24 protein-coding genes are annotated in these 25596 nt (G+C 61.2%); 14 read left to right on the top strand and 10 right to left on the bottom strand.

The features are described from left to right. The first annotated feature begins 272 nt into the window (after positions 1-272). Positions 273-2462, top strand: a complete 2190-nt coding sequence (locus tag PQQ95_RS13155; protein ID WP_408437811.1) for a TonB-dependent siderophore receptor — start codon at positions 273-275, stop codon at positions 2460-2462. Positions 2463-2517: 55 nt separating this feature from the next. Here PQQ95_RS13155 and PQQ95_RS13150 read toward each other — a convergent pair whose 3' ends face one another. Continuing rightward, a complete protein-coding gene (locus PQQ95_RS13150; protein ID WP_408437810.1) occupies positions 2518-3435 on the bottom strand; it encodes a LysR family transcriptional regulator in 918 nt (305 codons plus the stop codon). Positions 3436-3562: 127 nt separating this feature from the next. Here PQQ95_RS13150 and PQQ95_RS13145 point away from each other — a divergent pair, with 127 nt between their 5' ends. Continuing rightward, positions 3563-5269: an MFS transporter gene (locus tag PQQ95_RS13145; RefSeq protein WP_408437809.1), complete on the top strand. Its 1707-nt coding sequence runs from the start codon at positions 3563-3565 to the stop codon at positions 5267-5269. 36 nt (positions 5270-5305) lie between these two features. On the opposite strand, the gene PQQ95_RS13140 is transcribed toward PQQ95_RS13145, so the two are convergent. Continuing rightward, positions 5306-5980, bottom strand: coding sequence for an RNA polymerase factor sigma-70 (locus PQQ95_RS13140; protein ID WP_408437808.1), 675 nt, complete (start codon positions 5978-5980; stop codon positions 5306-5308). Positions 5981-6292: 312 nt separating this feature from the next. On the opposite strand from PQQ95_RS13140, the gene PQQ95_RS13135 reads away from it, so the two are divergent. The 3 genes from PQQ95_RS13135 (at position 6293) to PQQ95_RS13125 (ending at position 10861) form a co-directional block, all read left to right on the top strand. Further along, positions 6293-7453 (top strand): iron-containing alcohol dehydrogenase, encoded by a 1161-nt coding sequence (locus PQQ95_RS13135; protein WP_408437807.1) that lies wholly within the window; start codon positions 6293-6295, stop codon positions 7451-7453. A 268-nt stretch (positions 7454-7721) separates the two neighbouring features. Then, on the top strand, positions 7722-9515 hold the full coding sequence (locus tag PQQ95_RS13130) for a collagen-like triple helix repeat-containing protein (protein WP_408437806.1): 1794 nt from the start codon (positions 7722-7724) through the stop codon (positions 9513-9515). 77 nt (positions 9516-9592) lie between these two features. After that, a complete protein-coding gene (locus PQQ95_RS13125; RefSeq protein ID WP_408437805.1) occupies positions 9593-10861 on the top strand; it encodes an isoprenylcysteine carboxylmethyltransferase family protein in 1269 nt (422 codons plus the stop codon). A gap of 5 nt (positions 10862-10866) precedes the next feature. Here the strand turns inward: PQQ95_RS13125 and PQQ95_RS13120 are convergent, their stop codons facing one another. Then, on the bottom strand, positions 10867-11022 hold the full coding sequence (locus PQQ95_RS13120; protein ID WP_408437804.1) for a hypothetical protein: 156 nt from the start codon (positions 11020-11022) through the stop codon (positions 10867-10869). A gap of 47 nt (positions 11023-11069) precedes the next feature. Beyond that, complete coding sequence (locus tag PQQ95_RS13115) at positions 11070-11900, bottom strand: EAL domain-containing protein (RefSeq protein WP_408437803.1); 831 nt, start codon at positions 11898-11900, stop codon at positions 11070-11072. 485 nt (positions 11901-12385) lie between these two features. Between PQQ95_RS13115 and PQQ95_RS13110 the strand changes: the two genes are divergently transcribed. After that, on the top strand, positions 12386-12664 hold the full coding sequence (locus tag PQQ95_RS13110) for a transposase (RefSeq protein WP_408437802.1): 279 nt from the start codon (positions 12386-12388) through the stop codon (positions 12662-12664). A gap of 203 nt (positions 12665-12867) precedes the next feature. Next, a complete protein-coding gene (locus PQQ95_RS13105) occupies positions 12868-13185 on the top strand; it encodes a DUF4148 domain-containing protein (RefSeq protein ID WP_408437801.1) in 318 nt (105 codons plus the stop codon). A 308-nt stretch (positions 13186-13493) separates the two neighbouring features. On the opposite strand, the gene PQQ95_RS13100 is transcribed toward PQQ95_RS13105, so the two are convergent. Both PQQ95_RS13100 and PQQ95_RS13095 read right to left on the bottom strand, forming a co-directional pair. Beyond that, on the bottom strand, positions 13494-13742 hold the full coding sequence (locus PQQ95_RS13100; protein ID WP_054035535.1) for a hypothetical protein: 249 nt from the start codon (positions 13740-13742) through the stop codon (positions 13494-13496). 286 nt (positions 13743-14028) lie between these two features. Continuing rightward, positions 14029-15075, bottom strand: a complete 1047-nt coding sequence (locus tag PQQ95_RS13095) for a phytoene/squalene synthase family protein (protein WP_408437800.1) — start codon at positions 15073-15075, stop codon at positions 14029-14031. A 470-nt stretch (positions 15076-15545) separates the two neighbouring features. On the opposite strand from PQQ95_RS13095, the gene PQQ95_RS13090 reads away from it, so the two are divergent. From PQQ95_RS13090 to PQQ95_RS13070, 5 genes are all read left to right on the top strand, one after another. Then, positions 15546-17024: an ATPase domain-containing protein gene (locus PQQ95_RS13090; protein WP_408437799.1), complete on the top strand. Its 1479-nt coding sequence runs from the start codon at positions 15546-15548 to the stop codon at positions 17022-17024. 6 nt (positions 17025-17030) lie between these two features. Beyond that, on the top strand, positions 17031-17381 hold the full coding sequence (locus PQQ95_RS13085; protein ID WP_408437798.1) for a response regulator: 351 nt from the start codon (positions 17031-17033) through the stop codon (positions 17379-17381). Between the two features lie 198 nt (positions 17382-17579). Next, a complete protein-coding gene (locus PQQ95_RS13080) occupies positions 17580-19013 on the top strand; it encodes an MFS transporter (RefSeq protein ID WP_408437797.1) in 1434 nt (477 codons plus the stop codon). Between the two features lie 16 nt (positions 19014-19029). Then, positions 19030-20229: a CaiB/BaiF CoA transferase family protein gene (locus PQQ95_RS13075; RefSeq protein ID WP_408437796.1), complete on the top strand. Its 1200-nt coding sequence runs from the start codon at positions 19030-19032 to the stop codon at positions 20227-20229. Positions 20230-20231: 2 nt separating this feature from the next. After that, a complete protein-coding gene (locus PQQ95_RS13070) occupies positions 20232-21056 on the top strand; it encodes a citryl-CoA lyase (protein WP_408437795.1) in 825 nt (274 codons plus the stop codon). On the opposite strand, the gene PQQ95_RS13065 is transcribed toward PQQ95_RS13070, so the two are convergent. Both PQQ95_RS13065 and bla read right to left on the bottom strand, forming a co-directional pair. Then, positions 21044-21808 carry an IclR family transcriptional regulator gene (locus tag PQQ95_RS13065; protein WP_408437794.1) on the bottom strand — a complete coding sequence of 255 codons (765 nt, stop codon included), beginning with the start codon at positions 21806-21808 and terminating at the stop codon, positions 21044-21046. The two genes, PQQ95_RS13070 and PQQ95_RS13065, sit on opposite strands and share 13 nt — an antisense overlap. Before the next feature lie 318 nt (positions 21809-22126). Then, entirely contained in the window at positions 22127-23062 is a 936-nt protein-coding gene (gene bla, locus PQQ95_RS13060; RefSeq protein ID WP_408437793.1) for a class A beta-lactamase, read from the bottom strand. A 99-nt stretch (positions 23063-23161) separates the two neighbouring features. On the opposite strand from bla, the gene PQQ95_RS13055 reads away from it, so the two are divergent. Continuing rightward, on the top strand, positions 23162-24121 hold the full coding sequence (locus tag PQQ95_RS13055) for a LysR family transcriptional regulator (RefSeq protein WP_408437792.1): 960 nt from the start codon (positions 23162-23164) through the stop codon (positions 24119-24121). On the opposite strand, the gene PQQ95_RS13050 is transcribed toward PQQ95_RS13055, so the two are convergent. Both PQQ95_RS13050 and PQQ95_RS13045 read right to left on the bottom strand, forming a co-directional pair. Next, positions 24040-24291, bottom strand: a complete 252-nt coding sequence (locus tag PQQ95_RS13050; protein WP_408437791.1) for a hypothetical protein — start codon at positions 24289-24291, stop codon at positions 24040-24042. The genes PQQ95_RS13055 and PQQ95_RS13050 overlap by 82 nt on opposite strands. 53 nt (positions 24292-24344) lie before the next feature. Further along, complete coding sequence (locus tag PQQ95_RS13045) at positions 24345-24848, bottom strand: lecithin retinol acyltransferase family protein (RefSeq protein ID WP_408437790.1); 504 nt, start codon at positions 24846-24848, stop codon at positions 24345-24347. A 458-nt stretch (positions 24849-25306) separates the two neighbouring features. On the opposite strand from PQQ95_RS13045, the gene PQQ95_RS13040 reads away from it, so the two are divergent. After that, positions 25307-25594 (top strand): hypothetical protein, encoded by a 288-nt coding sequence (locus PQQ95_RS13040; protein WP_054035641.1) that lies wholly within the window; start codon positions 25307-25309, stop codon positions 25592-25594. The last annotated feature ends 2 nt before the right edge of the window (positions 25595-25596 follow it).

Here is a 25596-nt window from a genome sequence, read left to right as displayed (position 1 = left end):
TACCCGCTGCGAAACAAACATGCCGCCGTCGCCCCTCGAACGAGGTCGAGCCCCGCCAGACAAGGCTTACAGCCGATTACCCTATGCCTTAAGACAGATGTCTTATAGATGACTTACCACGCAAAAAATTAGTTATTGTTAATGCGAATCAGATGCATTAACATCTGTAATCTTCGCAGTTTGAACTGTCCGTTTAACTACCATTCGCTCGATCGACGCCATTTCGCACACTTCTGGTGCGCGGGGGCGTCACGCTGCCTAATTCAAACAACATGCAGAATTCATTTGTCGCGGGACGCCCCGCGCGCCCAACGTTTATTCGCGGCCACCGTCGTACGCCGTCGCTACTCAGTGCAGGACTCCTCGTCAGTGTCGGTCTATCGCTATCCACGCTGTCATCCGCGGGATGGGCGCAGGCAGCACCGGCAAGCGACGCCACCACCCTGCCCGCCGTGAGCGTCTCGGCAACGAAAGACACCACGGTGGCGCAAGCCGACACCGTCAGCGCCGGCGCGCTGGGTTCGCGCAAGGCAGTGGACACGCCGTTTTCGACCCATGTGGTGACGAGCGACGAGGCGCAGGATCTGATGGCGACAACCGCCAACGATCTGTTCAAGTACGACCCGGCGGTCGCGACCATCAGCGAAAACGGGATCAGCGAAAACTCCATGTTCACCGTGCGCGGCATGCCGATCGACACGCTCAACAGCGTCAAGGTGGACGGCCAGACTTTCCCGTCGTGGGACGCCGATCTCTCGCTCGAACCGTTCGAGCAGGTCGAATTGCTCAAAGGCCTGTCCGGCTTCATGTACGGCTTCGGTTCGCCGGGCGGTATCGTCAACTACGTGCTGAAACGCCCGACCGACGATCCCTACCGCAGCATCTCGATTGGCTACAAGTCGGCTGGCGTGTTCAGCGAAGCGGTCGATCTGGGCGGCCGCTTCGGCAATGACAATCGCTTCGGCTATCGCCTGAACCTCGTCAACGAAGACGGCAACACCGCTGAAGACCACGGCCACATTCGCCGCCAGGTGGCCTCGCTTGCGTTCGACTTCCGCATTACGCCGGACCTGACCTTTACCGCCGATGCCTTCTATCAGAAGCGCAAAACCAACGGCACGCTATTCGGCCTGATGTTCGGCGGCGGCCTCGGCATTCCCGACGCAAGCACCGTCACCCATGCGCTGACGCAACCGCAGAATTACTACCAGACCGAGATGGCTTCGTTCGGCACGGGGCTGGATTACCGACTCTCCGAGAACTGGCATGCGAGCGTGAAGTACCGTTTTGCCAAGGAAAACCGCACCAATTCGGACAGCTTCCTGTATGTCTCCGATAACGCGGGCAACTACTCGAACACGCTTTATGCGGCGATGACGCGCTACTTCTATCAGAACGTCGACGCGATGGTGCAGGGCAAATTCAACACCGGCAGCATCAAGCACGACGTCGTGATCGGCGCGGGTTTCGAGACGCAAACCAGCGAGTACAGCAACAGCACGGGCTGGAACGAAGGCTACTTCCTCGGCAACGGCAATCTGTACAACAGCACGCTGCTGACCAACGATGAAGTCAGCATCGGCTCGGAACTCTATCGTCAGCAGCGCACCACGCAGGCGGCCGTGTACGCGAGCGATACGGTGCAATTCACGTCGCGTCTGTCCGCCCTGGTCGGTGTGCGTTACACGCAATATCGCGAGCATGTGTACGACCCGAGCAGCGCCGTATCGTCACAGTACAGCGCGGACCCGGTCACGCCGACCTTCGCGCTGATGTTCAAGACCGACCCGTACTCGACGGTGTACGCAAGCTATGTCGAATCGTTGGAACAGGGCGGCGCAGCGTCGAACACCAACCTCAATTACCCGGATACGTTCGGCCCGCTGAAGAGCAAGCAGTATGAAATCGGCTTCAAGACGGACCACAGCAAGTGGGGCGCCAATCTCGCGCTGTTCCGCGTCGATCAGGGCTACAACTATACGAACTCGGCCAATATCTTCGTGCAGGACGGCACCAAGCGCTATACCGGCGTCGATGCAAGCGGCTGGCTCGCCCTGACGAGCGAATGGCGCGTAATGGGCGGCGTGATGTGGCTCGACACAAAGGCTGTCGACGTGGACGACCCGAGCGTCGAAGGCAAGCGTATCTACGGCGCGCCGCGATTCACCGTAACCGGCCGGATCGAATACAACCCGTCGTATCTGCGTCCGCTGACGCTGGCGTTCGGCGGCAAGTACGTCGGCAACCAGGCGGTCGACGCGGCCAACACGCAGTTCGTCCCGGCTTATGTCACGTACGATTTGAGCGGCCGCTACGAGACCAAAATCGCCGGCAAGGACGTGACGTTCCGTGCGGGGATCAACAATCTGTTCAACCGCCGTTACTGGACCACGGCGTGGGGCTACTACGTGGCGCCTTCGCCGACACGGACTGCCGTGGCTAGCGCTACGTTGCAATTCTAGGCAACACGTAGAGGAGGAGGCACGCCCGCAGCAACAGCGCGGTCGCGCCTCCTCGTCAGTTCGCCGGGGGCGCCCCAAGCATCGCGGGAATCTCGGCGACAAGCGCATCAATCGCGCAGCGCGTCTTCAACGCAAGATACCGGCTCTTTGGCCACACAACGTGGATCTCCTGAGAAGGCCGGAAACAATTCTCCATCACGCTCGTCAACTGACCTGTTCGCACATAACGCGCGAGTAGCCAGCTCGGCAGCCATGCCAGTCCGAAGCCCGCAATCGCGGCATCCACGATTCCCTGCATGTCGTCAAAGCTGAGCTGCGGCTCGACATCCGCGCGGCGGATTTGCCCATCGACGTCGAGCACATTCCACGGTTCAAGCACCCCGCTGCGCGAATAGGCAATGATCGTGTGCCCGTGGAATTCAGCCACACGGCCCGGCGTGCCACAGCGCGCCAGATACGCCGGTGCGGCGCCAATGCTTGCATATTGCACACCGAGCCGCCGCGCCGCGAGACTCATGCTATCGATCAGTGGACCAATCCGCACGACGAGATCGAAACCCTCCTCCACGACATCCACAAAGCGGTCCGTGACCGAAATGTCGATCTTCAATTGCGGATGCCTGCGCGCCAGCCCAAGCAGCACCGGCGCGACGCAATGATGGCCGAAGGCTTGCGGCACGCTCACTCGCAGACGTCCTTTCGGTTCGCGACGCCCCGAGTCCAGATCGGCTTCGGCGGCCTCGAGTTCAGCCAGCGCGCGCACGCAACGGTCGTAATACGCTTGCCCGTCCTCGGTGAGACTTTGGCTGCGCGTCGTGCGATTGAGCAGACGCACGCCGAGACGCTTTTCGAGCCGCACGATGACCTTGCCGACGGCCGAGCGCGTCAGGTTCATGCGTTCGGCAGCCAGCGCGAAACTGCCCGTTTCAACCACGCGCACGAACGTTGTCACGCCGTCGAGAATGTCGCTCATACCCTCACCTTATTGGTTCCATGAATGACGCATTCATGGGATTTATTCGCGTCAATAGGGACTTAAATTCCCTCTATATTACACAGTCCATGGTGGCCAATGCCATCGACTATCGAGGTGAATTCCTATGTCCAGGTCCAGAAACGCGCCACCGTCCCACGACGAAGATTCCGAGGCGGTGATCGCAGCGGAACAACCATCAACCTTGCCGCCCACGCGGGCAGCGGATGCCCTTTCGAGCGATGCCGCGCAGCCGGCGACTCGCTTCTCCATCAGCAAGAACACCTTGGCGTTGGGCGCCGTGTGTCTGGCTTCGCTGATGTTCGGCCTCGAAATCTCCAGCGTGCCGGTGATCCTGCCCACGCTCGAGCGCGTTCTGCACGGTGACTTCAAGGGCATGCAGTGGATCATGAATGCCTACACACTCGGGGTGACGACGGTGCTGATGGCAACCGGCGCGCTGGCGGACCGATTCGGCCGCAGACGTATTTTCGTCATCGGGATCGCGCTGTTCGGCCTCACCTCGTTGATCTGCGGTTTCGCGCAGAGCGTGCCGGCGTTGATCGTCGCGCGCCTGCTGCAAGGCGCGAGTGGCGGGGCGATGCTGATCTGCCAGGTTGCCGTGCTCTCACATCAATTCAACGAAGGACCCGAGCGTATTCGGGCCTTCAGCGCGTGGGGCATTATTCTCGGCATCGGATTGGGTTTCGGACCGATCATCGGCGGAATGATTGTTGCCGTGTCGGGATGGCAATGGGTTTTCTGGGTCCACGCGCTGCTTGCCGCCGTTACGTTGACGCTCGTTTTCGGCGGCGTCCAGGAGTCGCGGGATCCGCACGCGCACACGCTCGACATGGCCGGCATCGTCACGCTCTCGCTGGCCGTATTTGGCCTCACGTACTACATCACACAGGGCTCCGACCTTGGTTTCGCGAGTCTTCGCGCGATCCTGATTCTGGTGGCAACGGCCGTCGCCTTCGTGGCTTTTCTCTGCGCTGAGCGACTCAGTGCGCGGCCGATGTTCGACTTCTCCGTATTCAGGATTCGAAAATTTTCCGGTGCGCTAATGGGCTCCGCGGGGATGAACTTCAGCTTCTGGCCGTTCATGATCTATCTGCCGATCTATTTCCAGATCGGCCTCGGCTACGACAGCGTAAGCGCTGGCCTGGCGCTGCTCGCGTACACGCTGCCGACCCTGTTATTTCCGCCACTCGGTGAACGTCTCGCGCTGCGTTATGGATCTGGAATTGCGATACCTGCAGGCCTGTTTACGATCGGTCTTGGCTTCATGGTGATGCGATATGGCAGCAGCGTTCCGCATCCCGGCGTGTGGACCATGTTGCCGGGTTGCATCCTGGCCGGAGCCGGCCTCGGCCTCACCAATACGCCCGTCACCAATACGACGACCGGTGCGGTTCCAGCGGAGCGGGCGGGCATGGCATCCGGGATCGATATGAGCGCGCGCATGATCACGCTTGCGATCAACATCGCGCTGATGGGGGCGATCCTGGTCGGCGGCATCCTCGTCAATCTGCGGGCGAGACTTCCTGCGACGCTCGACACCGCCCCACTCGGGCAGCTGGCGGAGAAAATTGCCGCAGGAGATGTCGAAGCGGTCAAACGTGGAATCCCTGCATTAGCCACGCTCGATCCTTCCGGAACCGCTGTTCACGCCGCACTGATAGAAGGCTTTGGCTGGGTGATGCTTTATGGGGGCACCGGAGTCTGGGTCCTGGCCGCGTTGAGTTTTGTGATTTCGGGAAGTGCTTCGAGAAGGCTGAGAAGATTAGAAACGATCCCGGCGCAGCAGTCCGTTCGATGCGATTCCTGCTAACCACCAACAATCCATTGACGATCGGTGCGCATCTCTTTATCGCCGGCGCGCGCGGCCGCTGCAGAACATGGCACCCGTCGTCACGCCACGATTGCCGGCATCGAGGCAGGCTGCGCAATGTTTCTCGGCGTCGCGCACCATGAAATGCACCTGCGTCTGCGAGACATCGAGCGCACGTGCTGTGCTTTGCAGGGTCTCCTCGCGCAAACGGACCATCTCGAACGCTGCACGGCTGCGCGGCGGCAATTGTTCGAGCGCGTGGTAGACGTGCTGCAGCGTGTCGCGCACGAGTAACGCCGCTTCGGGCGACAACGCCGGCGAAGGCACGTGCAGCGCGTCGTCTTCGTCGGCGTGATAGGCGCTTTCCTGGCTCTGGCGGCGAAACACGTCGATCGATGCATTGCGCACCATGCGGGTCACGTAAGCCACGGGTTGCCGCACGGCATCCTGATTCGGAAAGTCGACCAGTTTGATAAAGACATCGTGCACGACGTCTTCCGCAAGACTCGCGCACCCCACAATGCCGCGCGCCAGATCGACGAGCATCGGCCGGTTGGCGATCAGCAACTCGAGCAGCGTGCCCTTCTCCCAATCGACGGCGCGGGGGTGACTGCGCGTGCGCCGCGAAGCGGGAGGGCATGCAACGCCGACACTGAGAACAGACATCGCCATTGTTGTGGAAGGCTCGCCCCGCAGGAGCACCTCGGCCATAGATTCACTCCGCATTTCTCAAGGAAGAGCGTCAATCTAACGTAAACGCGAATCATTCTCAATCAAGAATTGGAGCAGTCTACTTTCCCCCGAATTTATCTGATGAATCACAGGTTCCTCAGGTCGGCCGACAGCCCACGTCAGGTATTCACCAGGCAGTTGTCGGAATTGGACGACTGGAGCAAAGCGACCCGAATCTGGTACAACTGATGCCCGCGTCTCCACCCGCGACAGCGAATGGTGAAATCGGGACGTTGACGTACCGATCATGCTGAAGTAATCAATAACCCGTGCCGACCTGTAGGTGAAGTGATGAACGCATTCCGGTTTCAAACCGTGCCGACCATGGTGGTCGAATTCGGCGCGGCGCGGCGTCTCGGCGCTTTGTTGCGCGCGCAATTTCCGTCGCTCACGCGCCTGTGCGTGGTGACGGACGGTTTTCTTCACAAGAGTGGTCTGCTGAATCCGGCGCTCGCCGATCTCGCGGCGCACGGCTGGAATGCCACCGTGATCGACGACGTGATCGCCGATCCGCCCGAGCACATCGTGCTCGAGGCGACGTCGCGCGCACGTGAGGCCGGCGCGGAAATCGTGCTGGGACTCGGCGGCGGTTCCTCGATGGACGTGGCGAAGCTGATCGCCGTGCTGGCGCCGCAGGATCAGCAAGCCCTCAGCGACATGTACGGCGTGAACAAGGTGGCGGTGTCGCGCCTGCCGCTCGTGCAGATGCCGACCACGGCAGGCACCGGCTCCGAAGTCACGGCCGTGTCGATCGTGACGGTGGGCGAAGCAAAGAAGATGGGCGTGGTGGCACCGCAGTTGGTCGCCGATCTGGCGATTCTCGACGCGGAACTCACGCTCGGTCTGCCCACTGCCGCGACCGCGGCAACCGGCGTCGACGCGATGGTTCACGCGATCGAGGCCTACACGTCCGCGCATCTGAAAAACCCGGTGTCCGACATGCTGGCGGTGAAGGCGCTCGAACTCCTGGCGCGCAATCTGCTGCCCGCATGCGAAAACGGCCAGAACCGCGTGGCGCGTGAAGCGATGTTGCTCGGCGCGGCATTCGCCGGTCAGGCGTTCGCCAATTCACCGGTGGCCGCCGTGCATGCGCTCGCGTATCCGATCGGTGGCATTTATCACGTTCCGCACGGTCTTTCGAATGCGCTCGTGCTGCCGCACGTGTTGCGGTTCAACGCCGAGGCAGCCGCGCATCTATACGCGGAACTCGCGGACGTGATCATGCCCGGCCTCACGGACAGCGCTGAAAGCAGAACGCTGGCGTTGATCGAACGGCTCGAACAGATGATTGCCGCGACGGCGATTCCGGCCCGGTTGCGCGACGTCGGCATCGAACGTAGCGGGCTCGAGCGAATGGCGAGCGACGCAATGTTGCAAACGCGGCTTCTGGTGAATAACCCCCGGCCTGTTACTGAGGCCGATGCGTTAGCGATCTATACCGCCGCGTTTTAATCAGTGTGGGGCGTAATTGAGGGCGGGAGTCGCTGCGGTGTCTGGCAGCGGTTCCGCGCTGTTACGCCCAGCAGGCACGTTACGTAGCATGCATGTGGAACACAGCATCGCGCATTCAGGCAAAATCGTGTTTCTGACGTGATAAATTCTTCATATCATAGGTTATTCAATCATATATACGCCGAATCGTTGAGATGAAGCTCTAACTCGCATTTGGCGCGCAACTTGCAGTGTTGGCCCCACCAATAATCGTTCTACGGGGACCATCATGCAAAAATTCGTCGGTCGGACAGCCATCGCTGTTGTGACTTCTACATTACTCGCGCTCTACGGCTGTGGAACCAGTAATATCGGTACCCCAAAGACCGGGCTTGGCGGGGGCGGACTCGGCGGAACTTCGGGGACTTCAGGTGGCGGCACGTCGGGCAGCTCGGGTACGTCCGGTACCTCCGGCTCCAGCAGTTCGGGCACTTCCGGCTCCAGCAGTTCGGGTACCTCCTCCAGTTCCAGCAGTTCAGGTACCTCCTCCAGCTCCAGCAGTTCCGGTACATCTTCCAGCTCCAGCAGTTCAGGTACCTCCTCCAGCTCCAGCAGTTCAGGTACCTCCTCCAGCTCCAGCAGTTCAGGTACCTCCTCCAGTTCCAGCAGCTCAGGTACCTCTTCCAGCTCCAGCAGCTCGGGTACTTCATCCAGCTCCAGCAGTTCTGGCACCTCCGGCTCCTCCTCCACGCCTATCGGCAATGTCGTCACACAAGGCGGCAACCTCATCACCGCCATAGGCACGACCGTCGCCGATACGGGTTCCAAGATCACTGGCACCGCAGTCCCCGGCCTCAACGGCGCAACGACGGCAAATCTCGGCTCGGCAATCACCGATCTCGGCAACGGCGTCAAGGTACTCGGCAACGGCACGGCCGCCGGCCTCGGCACGCTGGGCAGTTCGACCAATCCGCTTGGCCCGACCCTGACCTCGACATCGGGTCTCGTCACCAATGCAGGCGCGGCCGTGACAGCGGTCGGCGGCGTGGTGACGAGTCTTGGAACCGGACCGCTTGCACCGCTCGCCCCGGTCACGTCGACCGTGGGTACCGTTGTCGCCGGTGTGGGTAGCGGCGTCGCCAAAGTTGGCGCGGGATTGAACTCGGCGCTGACCAGCGCACCGGTTCAACAGGTCGAAAGTCAACTGAGCACGCTCATCAACCCGATCACCCTCGTGGTTTCGAATACGACGCAGACCATCGGCAACACCACCGGCCTCGGCGCCCCGCTCAATAACCTGCTGAGCACCATCGGCAACGGGCTCGATTCCGCCGGCCAGAAAGTGTCCGGCGCGACCGGCGATCAGGTGGGTAAAGACGTTGGCGGCGTAGTCAGCCAGTTGGGCAAGACGGTAACGAGCACGGGCGGACTGCTGACGGGCGCGACAACCAACCCGCTGGGACCGATCGCCGGCCTGCCGGGCTCGCTTGCCGGCCTGGGCGGATCTGGCGGCGGTCTCAGCATCCCGCCGCTGACCGGCCTGATCGGCAACCTCGGTTCGCTCGGCGGCACCGGTAGCACCGGCAATCCGCTCGCGCCGATCACCGGACTCCTCGGCGGCCTGGGTTCGCTCGGCGGCACGTCCGGTACCGGCAACCCGCTCGCACCGGTCACCGGTCTTCTCGGCAATCTGGGTTCGCTCGGCGGCACGTCCGGTACCGGCAACCCGCTTGCACCGGTCACCGGTCTTCTCGGCAATCTGGGTTCACTTGGCGGCACGTCCGGCGCCGGCGGTCCGCTTGCACCGGTCACCGGTCTCGTCACGACGCTGACCTCGACACTGAGTGGTGCAGCCGGCCAAAACTCACCGCTCGCACCCGTCACCGGTCTCGTCACGACGCTGACTTCGACGCTGAGTGGCGCATCATCCGGTAAGGCCTCGCCGCTCGCGCCGGTCACTGGCCTCGTGAGCGGCCTGACCGGCGGCGCCGGCAGTGCGGGCAGCGGTTCAGCCGGCTCGAATCCGCTGGCGCCGGTGACAAACCTCGTTACCGGACTGCTGGGTGGCGTCGCAGGCAAATAAGCGGTAATCAGCACAGCGGCCGGGACTTAAAAAATCAAAAGCCCGGCCGCTATCTATGTCATGAATACGAGGATGACATGAATTCCACTCTGGATAACGTAGCGCACGTAGAAGAGCAGCGGCCGCGTTCGGCAACGCCGTTTTCCATCGGCCTGCTTGGCATCGTCGTCGGCCTTCTGACGCTCTGGCTGCTACGCGACAGCACCACGCTCGACGGCGCGGGCCGCAGCACCGCCGCCTGTCTCGCGATCATCACGACGATCGCCCTATATGAACTGTTCGTCGCACGCGTATATCTACGCCCAAGCGCCGGACTGACCGGGCAGGCGGTTCGGCCACTCAGCGTCGCGCGGGTGGGTTTGCGTCTTGCCTCGCTGGCTTCCGTGTATGCCGGTATCGGTTTGCTCTACTGGCTGTTGCCGGAATATCACGGCACCTTCTATACCCCCTTCTGGTCTCTGATCCGTACGCTCGCACCGTACCTGATCGTGGCCGCACCGTTTTATTTTGCGTGGATGGACAGGCATCAGCGCGAAGTGGACGACGCCTATGTGTTGTGGGGCCGCCTGGTGTTTTTCGGGCAACGCCCGGCCAACTGGAAACCCGTGCGCGAGATGCTGGCCGGATGGATGGTGAAAGCGTTCTTCCTGCCCCTGATGATCACCTATCTTTCCACCGACGCGGACCATATCGGCGCATCGCTGGCGAGCGCAATGAGCGCGCCGTTCTCGCTTGCGACGTTCAGGTTCATGTACGACCTGTCTTTCACGATGGATCTGATGTTCGGCACGGTAGGGTATCTATGCACGCTGCGCATTCTCGATACCCACGTGCGCAGCGCGGAGCCCACCGCGCTCGGCTGGCTGGTTGCGCTGGTCTGTTACCAGCCGTTCTGGTCGCTGATCTCGGCCCAATACCTCCACTACCAGGGGGCGATGTTCTGGGACAGCTGGCTGATATCCGTGCCTATCGTCCGAATCATCTGGGGCGCCGTGATCATCGCCCTGGTCTTCAGCTATGCGCTATCCACCATCGCGTTCGGACTGCGGTTTTCGAACCTGACCCATCGCGGCATCATCACCTCGGGCCCTTATCGCTTCACGAAGCATCCCGCCTATATCACGAAGAATCTCTCGTTCTGGATGGTCTCGGTGCCGTTCATCGAACCGTTGGGCTGGCAAGTGGCGCTTACGCACTGCTTCGCGCTGGCGAGTGTGAATCTGCTGTATTTCATGCGCGCCAAAACCGAGGAGCGGCACCTGATGAACGATCCCGACTATCGCGCCTACGCGGAATGGATCGCGAAGAACGGCTTGTTCGCGAAGATCACACGTATGTTTAAATGAGATGTTTATGCTACGAACGGTGTGAAGTACGTTTTTTGCGGCGCATCATTTTTTGAGGGCGCGAGAACAATGACGGTCATTTTTACCGCCATTTCGCCGCTGGCGGCGCAAGCGAACGAGAGCGCCCGTTGCCAGTTTTCCACGCGCCCGTCGGCGCTCACCTCGACAACCTGTTAAGCGGGACGTTACGTAACGTCCTGCATCGCCGTCACGCTTCTCGAGCTGGCGCCAGCAAATTGGCCAACCCGGCCTTCGGGCGAGAGAACAGGAAGCCTTGCACCAATGCTTCCGGCCACGACGCGCTCAACCATTGCAACTGTGTCTGGGTCTCGACACCGTTCACCACGACCTGCACGTCGAGCGCATGAAGCAGATCCAGTAACGCCGACATCACGACGCAGGCACGCGGATCGCGTGGAACCGCTGCCATCAATTCAGGCGCGATCGTGACAGTGTCCACGTCGAGGGCGCCGAGCACTGCGAGCGAAGACGCACCGTTGCCCCACTTGCCCAGCGAAATGCCGGTTCCCGCCCACCGGAGGCCAGCCGTCAAAGTACGCAAAGACAGAAGACGTGTCGCGTCGGCGCTATCAGGCACTTCGATTTCAAGCAGATTGCCCGGCACGCCATACGCGCGCGCAATGCGCGTGATGTCGTCGGCAAACGATTCGAGCAGCGCCACTTGCGCCGGCACGGTGATCGCGACCGGCAACAGCGTCAGCTTCGACGAGAGGCAGTCGCGCAGTTCACGGCAGACGCCGTCGATGACAAACAAGGCCATCTCCCGCGCAACCTCTGGATGCTCGAGCGGCATCATGAAGATGCCGGGAAGCAGCAACCCATAGTCGGGATGCGTCCATCGGACCTGCGCTTCGAAGCGCGCCAGCACGCCGCCTGCCGCGCGATAAGCCCCTTGAAACACGAGATGAAATTCGCCGGCGCGCAGACCTTCACGGACGCGGCTTTCGAGTTCGCTTAGCGCCATGGAATCGTCGCGCGAGTCGTCCCAATCGGTCTGCTCAACGCAAGCGCTACGCATGCCGAACGTCGTTGCGAGTGAGACAGGCTTTTCATAGTCGAGCGATAGCATGGCATAGGCGCAATTTTTTAACCTCGCTAACGCATGCACATGTCGTGCCAAGCGGCACGTTCACCGCGCGACCGATCAGCGAACATGAGCGGCCAGCCATACGGGTCAATGGTTTACGGCCATTCAATCAAACAGCGGATGCCTATTTTTCCATCGCCGAACGCTTGTATGAACGCCGATGTTACGTAGCGTTTCGCATCGACGTTACGTGGCATCGCACAGCCATCTCGCACGCGATAATTACCACAAGTCGATCGGATAAAAGCGGGAAACAGCGTAATGCACGCGAAGAAGATCGCGATACAACAAGCGATGAATCAATGCATCGCACCGCAACAATAAAATTTGACCGATAAAAAAAGATTTACTAGTATCGGCACCAAACGCAGCATGCAACGACTGCGCATCCCCCACACAGTTATTCAAGGCGGCCGATGCTTCAGATCCCTCTTACCGACGCCGATTGGGCGCGCGTCGAGAATCTTTTTCCCGTGACTTCATCGAGTCGTGGGCGACCCCGTCGCAGCGATCGCGAAATCCTCAACGCGATACTCTGGGTGCAACAAACGAAAGAAAAATGGCACAGGCTGCCGGCGACTTTTCCGCCGCAGCAGACTTGTTATCTTCGGTATATGACCTGGAAAAAAACGGGCGTTCTGGATCAGGTGAATGAGCGCCTGCCTCTGTGCGGCCAGGCACTTTCAACGTGCTGAACCAGCGCCAATCATTGCTTCGCATACCGTATCGATTCAAAGGCGAACCGCTGTTTCGCGGATGGCCTTTTATCTCAAATCTCGCAACAAACCTTACCTGAATCCCCCATTACTCCGGCCAGATCGCAAAACTACAATCCAATCACTGACTACGAACAACACCGCTCGTAGCAAGATAAAGACCGAACTGGAGGTAGTTCATCATGAAATCGCTTATTCAAGCCGTTGTTGTCGCCGCTGTGCTGGCCGCTCCTGTTGCCTCGTTTGCGCAGTCCAACCAGCCCGTGACCCGTGCCCAGGTGCGCGCGGAACTGATTCAACTGGAAAAGGCCGGCTACGAGCCGGGCCGCGCCGACCCGTACTACCCGGCTGACATTCAGGCTGCGCAAGCGCGTGTCGCCGAGCAAAACGGCACGGCACAAGCCGCGCAAAGCAGTTACGGTGGCGTGGTGAATGGATCGTCGCAGTCGGGTCATCCGGTTCCCGTGAACGGTCCGAAGTCGATTTATTTCGGCAACTAAGCTGACAACCCAGCTGACGACTCAGCTGGCTGATCGTGGCAACCGTGGCGGCCCAACTATCTAGCGGAACGAACCGCTAAAGGCACGCCGTTTGCCCTGATCGACCGCCACGCGCGTAAAACAGCCACGCGCTCTGATTCAAACGAACTGGCCCGCGACCGAGCATCCCCGATCGCGGGCCAGTTCTGTATTCGATACCTCCGTCATCGGGCTCCCGATGACTTCGCCTGGGCCTTCACGGTCCAGGCGCTTTTTCTTTATGTCGTGCCACGCCTGATCGAAGCCTTAGCGAGGTCAGGCTGCCTGCATCATTCGCGGGCGATCAGATCGCCTACCTGGCCGCGCCCCGTAACGAGACAACTCGACAGGAAATTTTCGCCCTGGCTGCTGGCCCCGGCGTCACCGAAACCCTTTTTCAACGCATTCGACTTGACCAGCTCCGCGCCCTGGTGGCACGTAATTGTTCCCATCTCTCCGGCTTGCGCGCGCATTAGCGCTCTATCCGCCATCAAATAGCCAAGCAACAACACCACTGCAATATTGAACGCTTGCCTCATGAATCGTCTCCTCTTTTGAAGAGACTAACGCGAACTATCGATGCAGGATGCTAGGGGTTTCCCGATTGATAGCGATTCAATGATGCAGATTAAATCGAACGGCATGGCCGCGTTAATCAGCCATGCGGCATAGCTAGACCAGGCTTGGCTCGTCGAAAACGGCACGACCGGATGCCGCGTGGCACGCGTTTCGTCTTCTGCTCGAACAGCAATCACACCGCGAATGGATATGCCTGCCGGATTCGTGCGCAACGCAGCGAACTGATTCGTATAGCGAAGCAGATGCTCAAAGACGAGCCTCAATCTGCTTGAGCCGCGTTTCAACCGATTTGCGCACCAGCCCATTCGAAGGCACCAGCAGCAGCGACGACGCGATAATCTGATACACCTGATTGCGCCGCACCTTGGACACTTTCGCCGGGTCGAGCCACGCCTCGTTATCCACCAGCAACAGCAGCGTATCCAGGCCAATCAGAATCGGCCACAAACAGGCCAGACGCAAACGCACCGAAAACGCGGGAATCGCCAGCGTGTAGTCCAACGCCTCACGAAAATGATCCAGCGACTTGCGCACGAGTTCGACCATCAAAGGCCGGGCGCGCACAGAATTGGCCGGCTGCAGGAGGTCCTGCACGCTCAGCGCATGTTGATCGAGCATCGTCTGCGGAAGGTAACAGCGGCCGATGCGCAAATCCTTGCCGCAATCGCGCAGCACGTTGGTCATCTGCAGCGCTTTGCCGAAACGCACACCGCGGCGCGCCATGGTCTCGGGCCGCTCTTTCAGCGTGCCCGGCATGTGCGCGTAGGTCATGGTGGTCCAGAATTCGCCGACACAGCCCGCCACCAGATAGGTATAACGGTCGAGATCCTCGTACTCGCGCAGCGCGGCGATCTGGCCGGAACGTTCGTCTGGAAACGTGCGAAGGTCGAATTCCATGCCCTCCGTCAGCGTCGACACGATCCCGCGAACCGCCTGGCGGTCAGATTCGCTCAGTTGCGACAGCACCTCGAGTGCGGGGCCCAGCGATTCGAGCAGGACCTTTTCATCGGACTGGACCTGCTGGCCCGCCACTTCCGTGGCCATGCGCTGGAACAGCGCGCCGTCGTTCGGGGCGCCGTTGACCTGGTCGCGCAGCGACAGCAGCATTGCAAGGCGTTGCTCGGGCGAGATCAGCGAGGTGTCCGCAATCGTGTCGGCCGCGCGCGCGAGCAGGTAGGCGAGGCCGATCGGGTCGCGCATTCCAACAGGCAGCACGCGCAGGGTGAGATAAAAGGAGCGTGAAACGCCTTTCAGGAGCGGGCCGAGAAGAAAGGCCCGGGTCGGATTCGGCATGGGTGGGATCAGGTCAGTATTGGGCGAAAACCAGGCGCTGCCGGATTGTATACGGCGAAGCGCCTTTGCCGTGCGGCCAGAAACCGGAATGTGCGAGCGGAAGCATGTCCTGGACGTCGCGCCACACACACGGCTGCGTAAAGTACGGCGGGATCGCGCATGACTTGTACTGTGCGTACGCGACGGCAATGCCCGTACCTTGCCCCCTTAGTTGCATCGATTTGAAAAAAGCACTACGGCACGTCCCGCATAATCCCGCTCCTCTTGCGCACACTGCAAGCAGGCCTTCTGCTTGCTGTTCATCAAGTGGGACGCGGTCTCAGCCCGCCTCTTCTCATTGAATGCCGTCGCGCATATCACCGCCCGCAAGCGGGAACGCGGATTGCTTACACGATTAGATTGAGCGCTACACGTCCGTTTGATTGATTTGCAAGCTGTCGCTCCTCTGCACTTTGAAAGACATATCGACAATGACTATCCACGAATCTCAGACATCCTCCCGCTCCAACATGGAAACAGGTGTCCACGGCTTTGATGAGATCCTGGGCGGAGGTCTGGTCAGCGGCGGGGTCTATCTGCTGGAAGGCATGGCCGGGGCGGGCAAAACGATTCTGTCGAGCCAGATCGGTTTTCATCGTGTCAGCAAGGGCGAAAAGGTGCTCTACATGACCTTGATCGCCGAGTCGCACGACAAGCTGCTGGCGCATCTCAAAGGGCTGAGCTTCTTCGACGAAACCGCGGTCGCGCAGCAAATGCTGTTTGTGTCCGGCTATCACGAGCTGATGCAGGACGGTCTCGATGGCTTCCTCAAGCTGATTGCGTCGAGTATTTACGACCATCGGCCGAGGCTCATGATCATCGACGGCTTTCGCAGCGCACGCGAATTCAGCGAAACCGAGTTGTCGCTGTCGAAGTTCATCCACGAACTGAACGCGCTGGCCGCGGCAATGGATTGCACCACGCTGTTGCTTGCGCCGCTCTCCGGCAACGAACCGCATCCCGAACATACGCTGGTCGACGGCCTGATCGAACTCAACCGCTACAACGACGGCATGCGCCGCGCGCGCGAAATCGAAGTCCACAAGATGCGGGCGCGCAACCATCTGATGGGCAAGCATTTCTTCCGCATCGCCGAAAGCGGGCTTCTGATGTTCCCGCGCCTGGAATCGCTATGCGCCGCGCCGCCAGGCCCGGTCGATCTGAAAACGCGGCTCGGCTTCGGTCTCCCGCATCTCGACAGTCTACTCGGCGGCGGCTTCGCGCAGGGTTCCACGACCACCCTGATCGGGCCGTCGGGCGTCGGCAAGACCTTGCTCTGCCTGCAGTTTCTCGCGGCCGGCGTGGCGCGCGGCGAACGCGCCATGTACCTGGGCTGTTATGAAGGGCCGCAGCGTCTGATCGGCAAAGCCGAGGCCGTCTCGATCGATCTCGCACAAGCGTACGACGACGGCCGCCTGATGATTCAATGGCAACCCGCCATAGAACTGGCGATCGACGAACTCGCGGCAACCGCGCTTGCCACGGTCAAGAAAAGCGGTGCGAAGCGGATCGTGATCGACGGCGTGGAAGGCTTCCGCGATTCCGCGTTGCGCACCGAGCGCTTCGGCCTGTTCCTGAACGCCCTGCTTCATCAGCTTCGGGAAGCCTGCGTCACCACGATACTGACGGAGGAACTGCCGCTTTACGCCGATCCCGGCCATGCGAAAAGCGTGCGGGTCTCCGCGTTGACCGAAAACCTCGTGCTGCTCCGCTACGCCGAAACGGAAGCCGGTTTGCAACGCATGATTTCCGTGGTCAAGCAGCGCGAAAGCGCGCACGACACGTCACTGCGCGAACTCGTCATTTCGTCCCAGGGCCTCGACGTGATCGACAGCCCGCTCAACCCCGCCAGCGTGCATTCGTCAGCGCAAGGCCTGTCGGCCACGCTGACGCCGCGACGAGAGACGTAACCGTCCATGAAAACCATTCTGGTCGTGGACGACGAATTCGACATTCTCACGGTCTGGCGACTGTTGCTGGAGCGGCATGGCTATACCGTACTGACGGCGTCGAACGGGGCCGCCGCGCTTGACCAGATCAGCCAGACCCGGCCCGACATCATCGTGTCGGACTGCATGATGCCGGTCATGTCGGGGCTGCAACTGTGCGCCGCGCTGTACAACGACCCCGGTCTGCGTGCGATTCCGGTCATCCTGTGCAGCGCGGCCGCGGATATCCCCGTGCAACCGAATCCCACCATCGCGTACGCGCGCAAGCCGCTTTCATTCGACACCCTTCTCGCGATGCTGCATCGAATGGGGGTTTGACGACACCCCGAAGAGCCGGAACAACGAGTCCGATGCATTCTTTCTGTTAGCTTCGCACGCCCCTTTCCTGCCCCCTTCCTAGGTAAAACCCCGAATTCCTGAGAACCGCCACACAGACTAATCTCGGCACATCCATTAAATAGAACGTCGTTCTATTGAACAGAACGACTCTGTAAGAGACACTCTCAGGAGGATTCCATGGCAAGCCTGCCAATCGACGCACCCGGCGCGTCGCCCAAATCAAGCGCCGGTGCGCAGGCACTCACGACCGGCATCAACGCGCGGATCGACCGTCTGCCCGCGACGCGCACGGTATGGATGCTGGTGTTTCTGCTGTCGATCGGCGGCTGGTTCGAGTTCTACGATCTGTTTTTTACGGCCTATGTCGGCCCCGGCCTCGTCAAAAGCGGGCTCTACGCGACAACCACCGCCTCGTTCTTCGGCGTGTCCGGGTTGGGCGCCTTCGTGGCGGCGTCGTTCGCCGGGCTCTTCATCGGCACGTTCTTTTTCGCGGGCATGGCGGACCGCTATGGCCGCAGAACCGTGTTCACGGTCTCGCTGCTGTGGTATTCCGCGGCCACGCTGATCATGGCGCTGCAAACCAGCGCGCCGGCCATCAACCTGTGGCGCCTGATCGCGGGCATCGGCGTGGGCGTCGAACTGGTGACGATCGACACTTACGTCAGCGAACTCGTGCCGAAGCATCTGCGTGGCCGTGCATTCGCTTTCGTTCACCTGGTGCAGTACACCGCCGTGCCGTCGGTCGCCCTGCTTGCGTGGTGGCTGGTGCCGCAAACGCCGTTCGGCATCGACGGCTGGCGCTGGGTCGTGATCATCGGCGCGGCCGGTGCGATCGTGGTGTGGGCCATTCGCCGACGCGTGCCGGAAAGCCCGCGTTGGCTCGCGCAGCAAGGCCGTGCCGCCGAAGCGGAACAGGTCCTGCAAGCACTCGAAGCAAAAATCGCGAAGCAATATGGCAAACCATTGCCCGCCCCGGTCCCCACGGTCGAGCCGGCCACCACCAAGGCGGCCTTCAGCGAAATCTGGCAGCCGCCGTATCGCAAACGCGCGATCACGATGCTCGTGTTCAACCTGTTCCAGGCGATCGGCTTCTATGGTTTCGCTTCATGGGTGCCGACCTTGCTGGTGTCGAAAGGCGTGACGATCACGCATAGCCTGCTGTATTCGTTCGTCATCGCCATCTCGAATCCATTCGGACCGCTGATCGGTATGGCAATCGCGGACCGCATCGAACGCAAGACCTTGATCGTGTTGTCGGCACTGGGTATCGCCGTGTTCGGCAGCCTGTTCGCGACGCAAACCTCGCCTGCCATGCTGATGATTCTCGGTGTGCTGATCACGCTAGGCGGCACGCTGCTCTCGGTCGGCTATCACGCGTACCAGACCGAATTGTTCCCCACGCGCTTGCGGGCACGCGCCGTCGGCTTCGTCTATTCGATGTCGCGTTTATCCGCGATGTTTTCCGGCTTCATGATCGCCTTCGCGCTGCGCCACTTCCAGGTGCCGGGCGTGTTCGCGTTGATCACGCTGTCGATGGTGATGGTGATGGGCGCGATCGGCATCTTCGGACCGCGGACCAACAATCGCAATCTCGACGAAATTTCGCATTGAACTAGAGGCTTCAAAGATGACACTGCCGTTGACCGGAGTGCGGGTACTGGATTTATCGAATGTATTGGCGGGGCCGTTCTGCGCCTATCAACTCGCGCTGCTCGGCGCCGACGTGATCAAGGTCGAGCACCCCGAAGGCGGTGACCTTGCGCGGCGTTTAGGCGCCGACAAGGAAGCCTCGATGCGCAACATGGGCGCCTCATTCGTCGCGGTGAATGCGGGCAAGCAGTCCATCACGCTCAACCTGAAAGACCCGCGTGGCAAAGCCATTTTGCGCGAGTTCGTCAAAACCGCGGACGTGCTGGTCGAAAATTTCCGGCCGGGCGTGATGACGCGGCTCGGCCTCGATTTCGACGCGCTGCGCGAGGTCAATCCCAAGCTCGTGTATTGCGCGATCTCCGGCTTCGGCATGGACGGCGAGTTTTCGAAGCGCCCGGCCTACGATCAGATCATCCAGGGCATCTCGGGCGTGATGAGCGTGACCGGCGACGCCGACAGCGCACCGTTGCGCGTCGGCTATCCAGTGTCGGACACCGTGGGCGGCCTCACGGCGGCGTTCGGCATCTGCGCCGCGCTGGTCGACGCCCGCGCAAGCGGACACGGCCGCATGCTCGACGTCTCGATGCTGGAAGCCACCCTGTCGACCATGGGCTGGGTCGTGTCGAACTACCTGAATGCCGGCGTCACGCCCGAACCGATGGGCAACGAAAACTTCACCGCCGCGCCTTCGGGCACCTTCAAAACCGGCGACGGACCGCTCAATATCGCCGCGAACGAGAACAAGCAGTTCGCGAGTCTCTGCCATCTGATCGGCCGCGCCGATCTGCTCGACGACGCGCGCTTTTCCGAGCGCAATGCACGCAAAGCGAATCGCGCGGCATTGAAGGCCGAAATCGAGGCCGCGCTGGCCAGCGACAACGCGACAAACTGGGAAGCCAAATTCTTCGAAGCCGGCGTGCCGGCCGGGCGCGTGATGTCGGTGCCGGAGATTCTTGCGCATCCGCATCTGGCGTCGCGCGAGTTCATCCGTGAATTTGCCGGCGACGGTGCGACTGAGCGGCAACGCGTCACCCGTGCGGGCTTTCGGCTATCCGACGCCGACACGGCGCCGGCCACACCCGCGCCGGTTCTATCGGCTCACACGCGTGAGCATCTCGCCTCGCTCGGTTACGACGACGCGCAAATCGACCACTTACGCTCCGAAGGAGTGATCTGAACATGACGCAAGCCTTCGACGCTGCCAAGCTCGCCGCCGAATACTGGAGCACCTCGATCATCGATATTCATCCGGGCTCGATCAAGGTGCGCGGTTTCCCGATTCAGGAGTTGATCGGCAACGTCAGCTTTCCGCAGATGATCTGGCTGATGCTGCGAGGCGAGTTGCCTGATGTCGCGCAAGCGCGCTTGTTCGAGGCGGCGCTGGTGGCATCGGTGGATCATGGTCCGCATGCACCGTCGATTGCAATCTCGCGGATGGCGACCAGTTGCGGCTTGCCGCTGAACGGCGCGATGGCGTCGGCAATCAACGCGCTGGATGACGTGCATGGTGGCGCCGGTCAACAGGCGGTCGAACTGTACGACGCCATCGCCGAACGCATGCAAGCAGGCGCCACGTTGGAAGAAGCGGTCGAGCAAGGTGTCGATGCTTTTACCGCCGGCCATGGCAAGTATTTGCCCGGCTTCGGGCATCGCTTTCATCCGGTCGACCCGCGGGCCGTCCGGCTTCTTTCGCTCGTGGACGAAAGCGTGGAACAGAAAAGCATCAGCGGACGATACGCGGCTATTGCGCGCGGCATTGAAGCCTTGCTCAAGCAGCGCAAGAACAAACCCGTGCCGATGAATATCGACGGTGCAACCGCGGTGATCTACGCGGAACTGGGTTTTGCGCCGGAGCTGGCACGCGGCGTGTTCTGCCTGTCACGCGCGGTCGGCATTCTGTCGCATGCCTGGGAGCAACGCGGACGCAACGAGCGCAACAAAGGCCCGATGCCGCGCCAGATGAACTACACCTACACGGGCAAGCCCGAGCGTCACCTGTCCTGAACTTCGGCCGCGCGCCGCTGCGCATTGCGCATTGCGCGCGAGTCGCCGCCTAAAGCATCGGTCGCGCGTGCGGCGCAATCGAACAGCGCGCCGAGGTTACGTTCGAGAAACGCCTGATCGATACGTGAGCTCGGGCCCGCGAGCGTCAGCACGCCACGCAAACTCTGGCGCACACCGAATACCGGCATCGACACCCCCGCTGTCTCCCGATCGCGCTCGCCGATCGACACACAGTAGAAGTCCTCGCGAATCTTCTCGTACGGTTCGCCCGGCATGCCGCCGAACGCCAGCAACGCAAGGCCGCCCGAGCCGCTTTCCAGCGGCAGCACGTCGCCCTCGCGCACGTGAAATCGCACCGCATGCGTCGAGTCCACACGATGCAGGCACACACGTACCGTCTCGTCGCGCACATAGAAGGACACGCTTTCGCCGCTCGTTTCCGCGAGTTCGCGCATCAGCGGCACGAGAATATCGCCGACGTTCAGGCTGCGCTGGTAGAGCGCACCGAGCATGAAGGTGGCGGCGCCGAGCTGGTAACGGCCGTCGTCCAGACGCAGCAACAGCCGATGCTGGATCAGCGAGCCCGCGAGCCGCAACAGCGTGCTCTTGTAGAGCCCCGTGCGCGCGGCGAGTTCGGCGAGTGTGAGCGCGGCGTCGTCCGGCCTGAAGGCGAACAGAATCGCGCAAGCACGATCGATGACGGCAACGCCCTCGCTTTCCTTTGAGTTTGATTTGTCCGCAGGCGTTGGCATGAGGTGGCGTCAATAACTTGCTTCATATCGAAGCTGAAATTTTACGCCATGCGGCGGAAGGTATGGCACGGTTGCGAAGAACTGATCCCCAAACCCGTCGCGGTGTATGAATCGGCCACTGAGCGCGATACCAAATGCAAAAGGCCGCGACGCGGCCTGGAAATGAAAATGCCTAAGTCCACGGATAGCCAACCGTCTGCTACTAGTCAGGTATTTATCGTGGCCCTTAGGCGGAAAGAATCATGCGCTTCGAACGGTGTTTTGTCAAAAGGCGCCGATGACTTCCGCGCGCGGATGCAGGCCAAAAACTCTCTCAAATCAAACCATCCCCACCACCAGCGCCCCAACGTTAGCAATCGCCGCATTACAACGCGCCGCATCGCCACTCGTCTCCGTGAGATAGACCGCCACAAGGATCGGCCCGCGTTCCGGCGGCCACAGAATCGCGACGTCATTTGCCGTGCCGTGGTCGCCCGTGCCGGTTTTATCGCCGACGCCCCAATCCTTCGGCAGCTTCGCGCGAATCCGTTCGCTGCCGGTCTGATTGGCGGCGAGCCACGCCAACAACTGCGCACGCGAGGACGAAGACAAACGCTCGCCCAGCAGCAGCTCACGCAGATTGCCGAGCATGGCGTTGGGCGTGGTGGTGTCGCGCAAATCGCCGGGCGTCGCTTCGTTCAGCGTCGGCTCGTTGCGGTCCAGACGCGTGATCCCATCGCCAATACTGCGCGCGAACGCGGTCAAAGCAGCGGGGCCGCCAAAGCTCGCCAGCAGCAGATTAGCTGCGGTATTGTCGCTGAGCGTAATGGCCGCCTTGCACAGGTCGGCGACGCTCATTCCCGCGTCGCCGGTACGCTCACGGGTGTGCTGGCTGGTGGCCGGCGAGTACGGCACAAGATCGCTTTTAGAAAACACGATGCGCCGCTTCAGATCCTCTTGTCCGCGATCCACGCGCGTCAGCACGAAACCCGCCGCCAGCAGTTTGAACGTGCTGCACATCGGAAAACGCTCGTCCGTCCGCAAACCGGCGTGCAATCCGGAGGTCGTGTCGACGATCGAAACGCCGAGCCGCCCACCGCTTTCCGCTTCGATCCGCGCGAGCCGCTGGCGAATCGCGTCCGCTTTCGCCACGCCGCCGCCCTGCTTTGCAGCACCCGCCTTCATCACTTTCCCGAACGCGCCGCCACTGCCAACCGCAACCCCAGCTATCGAAACACCGAGCATCGCGCCCGCGAATTTCCGTCTTGTGATCATCGCCGCTCCTTATGTGAAGCCGCAACTATCGGTTTTTTGGCGTCCGCTGACAAACGATGATAAGTTAGTCGATACCCTAGAAAATCTTATGCCTTCGCCATGAGACCGAATCTCCCCTTGAATGCGCTGCGCGCCTTCGAATCGTCCGCGCGGCATCTGAGCTTCACGCGCGCCGCGCTCGAATTGAACGTCACCCAGGCGGCCGTGAGCCAGCAGGTGAGAACGCTGGAGGAGCGGCTGGGCACGGCACTCTTCAAACGCCTGCCCCGCGGCCTGGCCATGACCGACGAAGGCCTGGCGCTCCGCCCTGTCCTCACGGATGCCTTCGATCGCATCGAAGCCGTGCTCAAGCAGTTCGACGGCGGCCATTTTCACGAGGTGTTGACGATTGGCGTGGTGGGCACCTTCGCGGTGGGCTGGTTGATGCCGCGGCTCAAGTCGTTTCGCGACGCGCATCCGTTTGTCGAGCTGCGGCTGCTGACGAACAACAATCTGGTCGATCTCGCCACTGAGGGCCTCGACTTCGCGATTCGTTTCGGCGACGGCACCTGGCCTGGCTCGCTCGCCACGCGGCTGCTCGACGCACCGCTCGCGATTCTGTGCGCACCTGAAATCGCCAGGCGTCTGTCCGATCCCACGGATCTCGCCAACGAAACCTTGCTGCGGTCCTATCGCGTCGACGACTGGATGAACTGGTTTGCGGCCGCGGGCATCCCGCCCCGGCCGATCCGCGGCCCGGTGTTCGATTCATCGCGGCTCATGGTCGAAGCGGCCATGCAGGGTGCGGGTATCGCACTGGCACCGGCGCTGATGTTCGATCACGAGATCAACACCGGTCGGCTGGTGCGCCCGTTCGAGGTGGAAGTGCATGCCGGCCGCTATTGGCTGACATGGTTGAAGGGCAAATCGATGACGCCGGCAATGCTGCTGTTCAGTCAGTGGATCGTCAAGGAAGCGGCCTCGCACACGCCCGGCTATCACACTGCCGCGCGGCGATGGCCGTTCATGGCGGGCCGCTCGGCTTGCGGCGGGAACACGTTCCACGAGCCATCGTCATGACGGAAGAAGAAGATCGACAGCAAGCCGCCTGGCCGCAGGGCTTCCACGCAGACGTAGCGCTGATGCTGTGACGCGCTGTGGCAAAACCGCACGACACGCGCAGGCATCGACGGCGTGGGTGCGAGCCATTTATCGACGGCCCAGTGCAAGGTCTTTTCCGCGGCAACCATGATGCTCTCCTCGATCCTTGAATCCCTGAATGTCCGAAATCGTTCCTGCTAGCTCAGGCGAACTGGGCGGCAGGCTGACCATTCTTCGCGGCGCGTTCGACAAACGCCTTCACCAGACACACCAGCGTGAGCACGCCGGCACGTGGATGCGTCAAGCAGCAATGCACCTGTTCGCTGCGGCTTTCGCCAAGCAGGCACCACGCGCAGAAGTGCTCGCAGTTATTCGTCAGCAGGCGGTAGTGGTTTTCGCCAAGGCGGGAACGCGCACGGCGCACGGCTTCATCGCCGACGTAGCGGGCGCTCGGCGTCGGGCGGACCGTCAATGGATGACCGGCGGCGAAACGGGTCAAATCCACTTCCTCGACCGGGCCGCGATGCGCCGAACTCGCGAAGCCTGCGTAATGGACCACGCGGCCATTGCCGACATAAATGCCGTGGTGTTCGTAACCGCGCCGTTGCGTGACGAGATGCGCGCCGATCGGCAGGTCGATGGTCGACGCTTCATCGCAGCATGTGTCGCGGTTTTCGCTGCTAATCGGGAGAAGGTTCGTGTTCATGGCTGGGCTCGCTTCAATATCCAACACTGTTGCGAGATCTTTTGCATCATCCGGGCCATGTGAGGAAAAGCCTTTATTTAAAGGGCTTTCAGGAATTGCGAGGGGTTTGGGGCACGGTGTGTGTCCGTTGCGAGCCGACACAAATCAGGCCGATCTGTTGGCAAGCGTCGATCATTTGAGGCGCTGATTGAACCGCTGGAGTGTATTCGCCGAGAGCCGGGAGTCTGGCCTATGTGTTGGGTCCCGCACCAACGCGAACGTCCGGATGTTGGCTGCGTCCCGACCTCTTCACGTCAGCACGAACCAGCGCTACCTACCCACGTGCGCGGAATCGCCCGCCCATCAACGCGCTGCGAGAAAGCGCCCGCGCGAGCCGCAAATTGGCACAGCACTTGCACCATCACGTTCAATTCCTTTTCAACCGCGCGCCCGACGCACGCGGCCAACCGGAGAACGACATGGCTTCCATCACAGTGAACGACCTCTCGCTGAATCTCGCGCTCGACCGTAAAGCGATGGCTGCGATCCGCGGCGGCGGCGGTGCGCCGTGGGTGTACGGCTGGATTCAGCCCTATGTGCGGGAAACGCCGAGCATCGGTCCGGTGGTGAACCTGTACGACATCTCGAACAACTTCTATGCTAACCAGATGATCAACACGTTCCAGTCGGTCGATGTGCGCAACACCGGCGCGAACTCGAACATCAACGTCTCCCCGGACGCACGCAGCAGAAACGATACGGTGTAGCC

It is taken from the genome of Paraburkholderia caffeinilytica (assembly GCF_046030355.1).
GTDB classification, from domain to species: Bacteria; Pseudomonadota; Gammaproteobacteria; order Burkholderiales; family Burkholderiaceae; genus Paraburkholderia; species Paraburkholderia caffeinilytica_B.
This window is presented reverse-complemented; position numbering and strand designations above follow the sequence as displayed.

Excerpts from the sequence above, each read along its gene's own strand:
- PQQ95_RS13155 (WP_408437811.1), top strand. The coding sequence starts at position 273 with ATGCAGAATTCATTTGTCGCGGGACGCCCCGCGCGCCCAACGTTTATT.
- PQQ95_RS13150 (WP_408437810.1), bottom strand. The coding sequence starts at position 3,435 with ATGAGCGACATTCTCGACGGCGTGACAACGTTCGTGCGCGTGGTTGAA.
- PQQ95_RS13145 (WP_408437809.1), top strand. The coding sequence starts at position 3,563 with ATGTCCAGGTCCAGAAACGCGCCACCGTCCCACGACGAAGATTCCGAG.
- PQQ95_RS13140 (WP_408437808.1), bottom strand. The coding sequence starts at position 5,980 with ATGGCCGAGGTGCTCCTGCGGGGCGAGCCTTCCACAACAATGGCGATG.
- PQQ95_RS13135 (WP_408437807.1), top strand. The coding sequence starts at position 6,293 with ATGAACGCATTCCGGTTTCAAACCGTGCCGACCATGGTGGTCGAATTC.
- PQQ95_RS13130 (WP_408437806.1), top strand. The coding sequence starts at position 7,722 with ATGCAAAAATTCGTCGGTCGGACAGCCATCGCTGTTGTGACTTCTACA.
- PQQ95_RS13125 (WP_408437805.1), top strand. The coding sequence starts at position 9,593 with ATGAATTCCACTCTGGATAACGTAGCGCACGTAGAAGAGCAGCGGCCG.
- PQQ95_RS13115 (WP_408437803.1), bottom strand. The coding sequence starts at position 11,900 with ATGCGTAGCGCTTGCGTTGAGCAGACCGATTGGGACGACTCGCGCGAC.
- PQQ95_RS13110 (WP_408437802.1), top strand. The coding sequence starts at position 12,386 with ATGCTTCAGATCCCTCTTACCGACGCCGATTGGGCGCGCGTCGAGAAT.
- PQQ95_RS13105 (WP_408437801.1), top strand. The coding sequence starts at position 12,868 with ATGAAATCGCTTATTCAAGCCGTTGTTGTCGCCGCTGTGCTGGCCGCT.
- PQQ95_RS13100 (WP_054035535.1), bottom strand. The coding sequence starts at position 13,742 with ATGAGGCAAGCGTTCAATATTGCAGTGGTGTTGTTGCTTGGCTATTTG.
- PQQ95_RS13095 (WP_408437800.1), bottom strand. The coding sequence starts at position 15,075 with ATGCCGAATCCGACCCGGGCCTTTCTTCTCGGCCCGCTCCTGAAAGGC.
- PQQ95_RS13090 (WP_408437799.1), top strand. The coding sequence starts at position 15,546 with ATGACTATCCACGAATCTCAGACATCCTCCCGCTCCAACATGGAAACA.
- PQQ95_RS13085 (WP_408437798.1), top strand. The coding sequence starts at position 17,031 with ATGAAAACCATTCTGGTCGTGGACGACGAATTCGACATTCTCACGGTC.
- PQQ95_RS13080 (WP_408437797.1), top strand. The coding sequence starts at position 17,580 with ATGGCAAGCCTGCCAATCGACGCACCCGGCGCGTCGCCCAAATCAAGC.
- PQQ95_RS13075 (WP_408437796.1), top strand. The coding sequence starts at position 19,030 with ATGACACTGCCGTTGACCGGAGTGCGGGTACTGGATTTATCGAATGTA.
- PQQ95_RS13070 (WP_408437795.1), top strand. The coding sequence starts at position 20,232 with ATGACGCAAGCCTTCGACGCTGCCAAGCTCGCCGCCGAATACTGGAGC.
- PQQ95_RS13065 (WP_408437794.1), bottom strand. The coding sequence starts at position 21,808 with ATGCCAACGCCTGCGGACAAATCAAACTCAAAGGAAAGCGAGGGCGTT.
- bla (WP_408437793.1), bottom strand. The coding sequence starts at position 23,062 with ATGATCACAAGACGGAAATTCGCGGGCGCGATGCTCGGTGTTTCGATA.
- PQQ95_RS13055 (WP_408437792.1), top strand. The coding sequence starts at position 23,162 with ATGAGACCGAATCTCCCCTTGAATGCGCTGCGCGCCTTCGAATCGTCC.
- PQQ95_RS13050 (WP_408437791.1), bottom strand. The coding sequence starts at position 24,291 with ATGGTTGCCGCGGAAAAGACCTTGCACTGGGCCGTCGATAAATGGCTC.
- PQQ95_RS13045 (WP_408437790.1), bottom strand. The coding sequence starts at position 24,848 with ATGAACACGAACCTTCTCCCGATTAGCAGCGAAAACCGCGACACATGC.
- PQQ95_RS13040 (WP_054035641.1), top strand. The coding sequence starts at position 25,307 with ATGGCTTCCATCACAGTGAACGACCTCTCGCTGAATCTCGCGCTCGAC.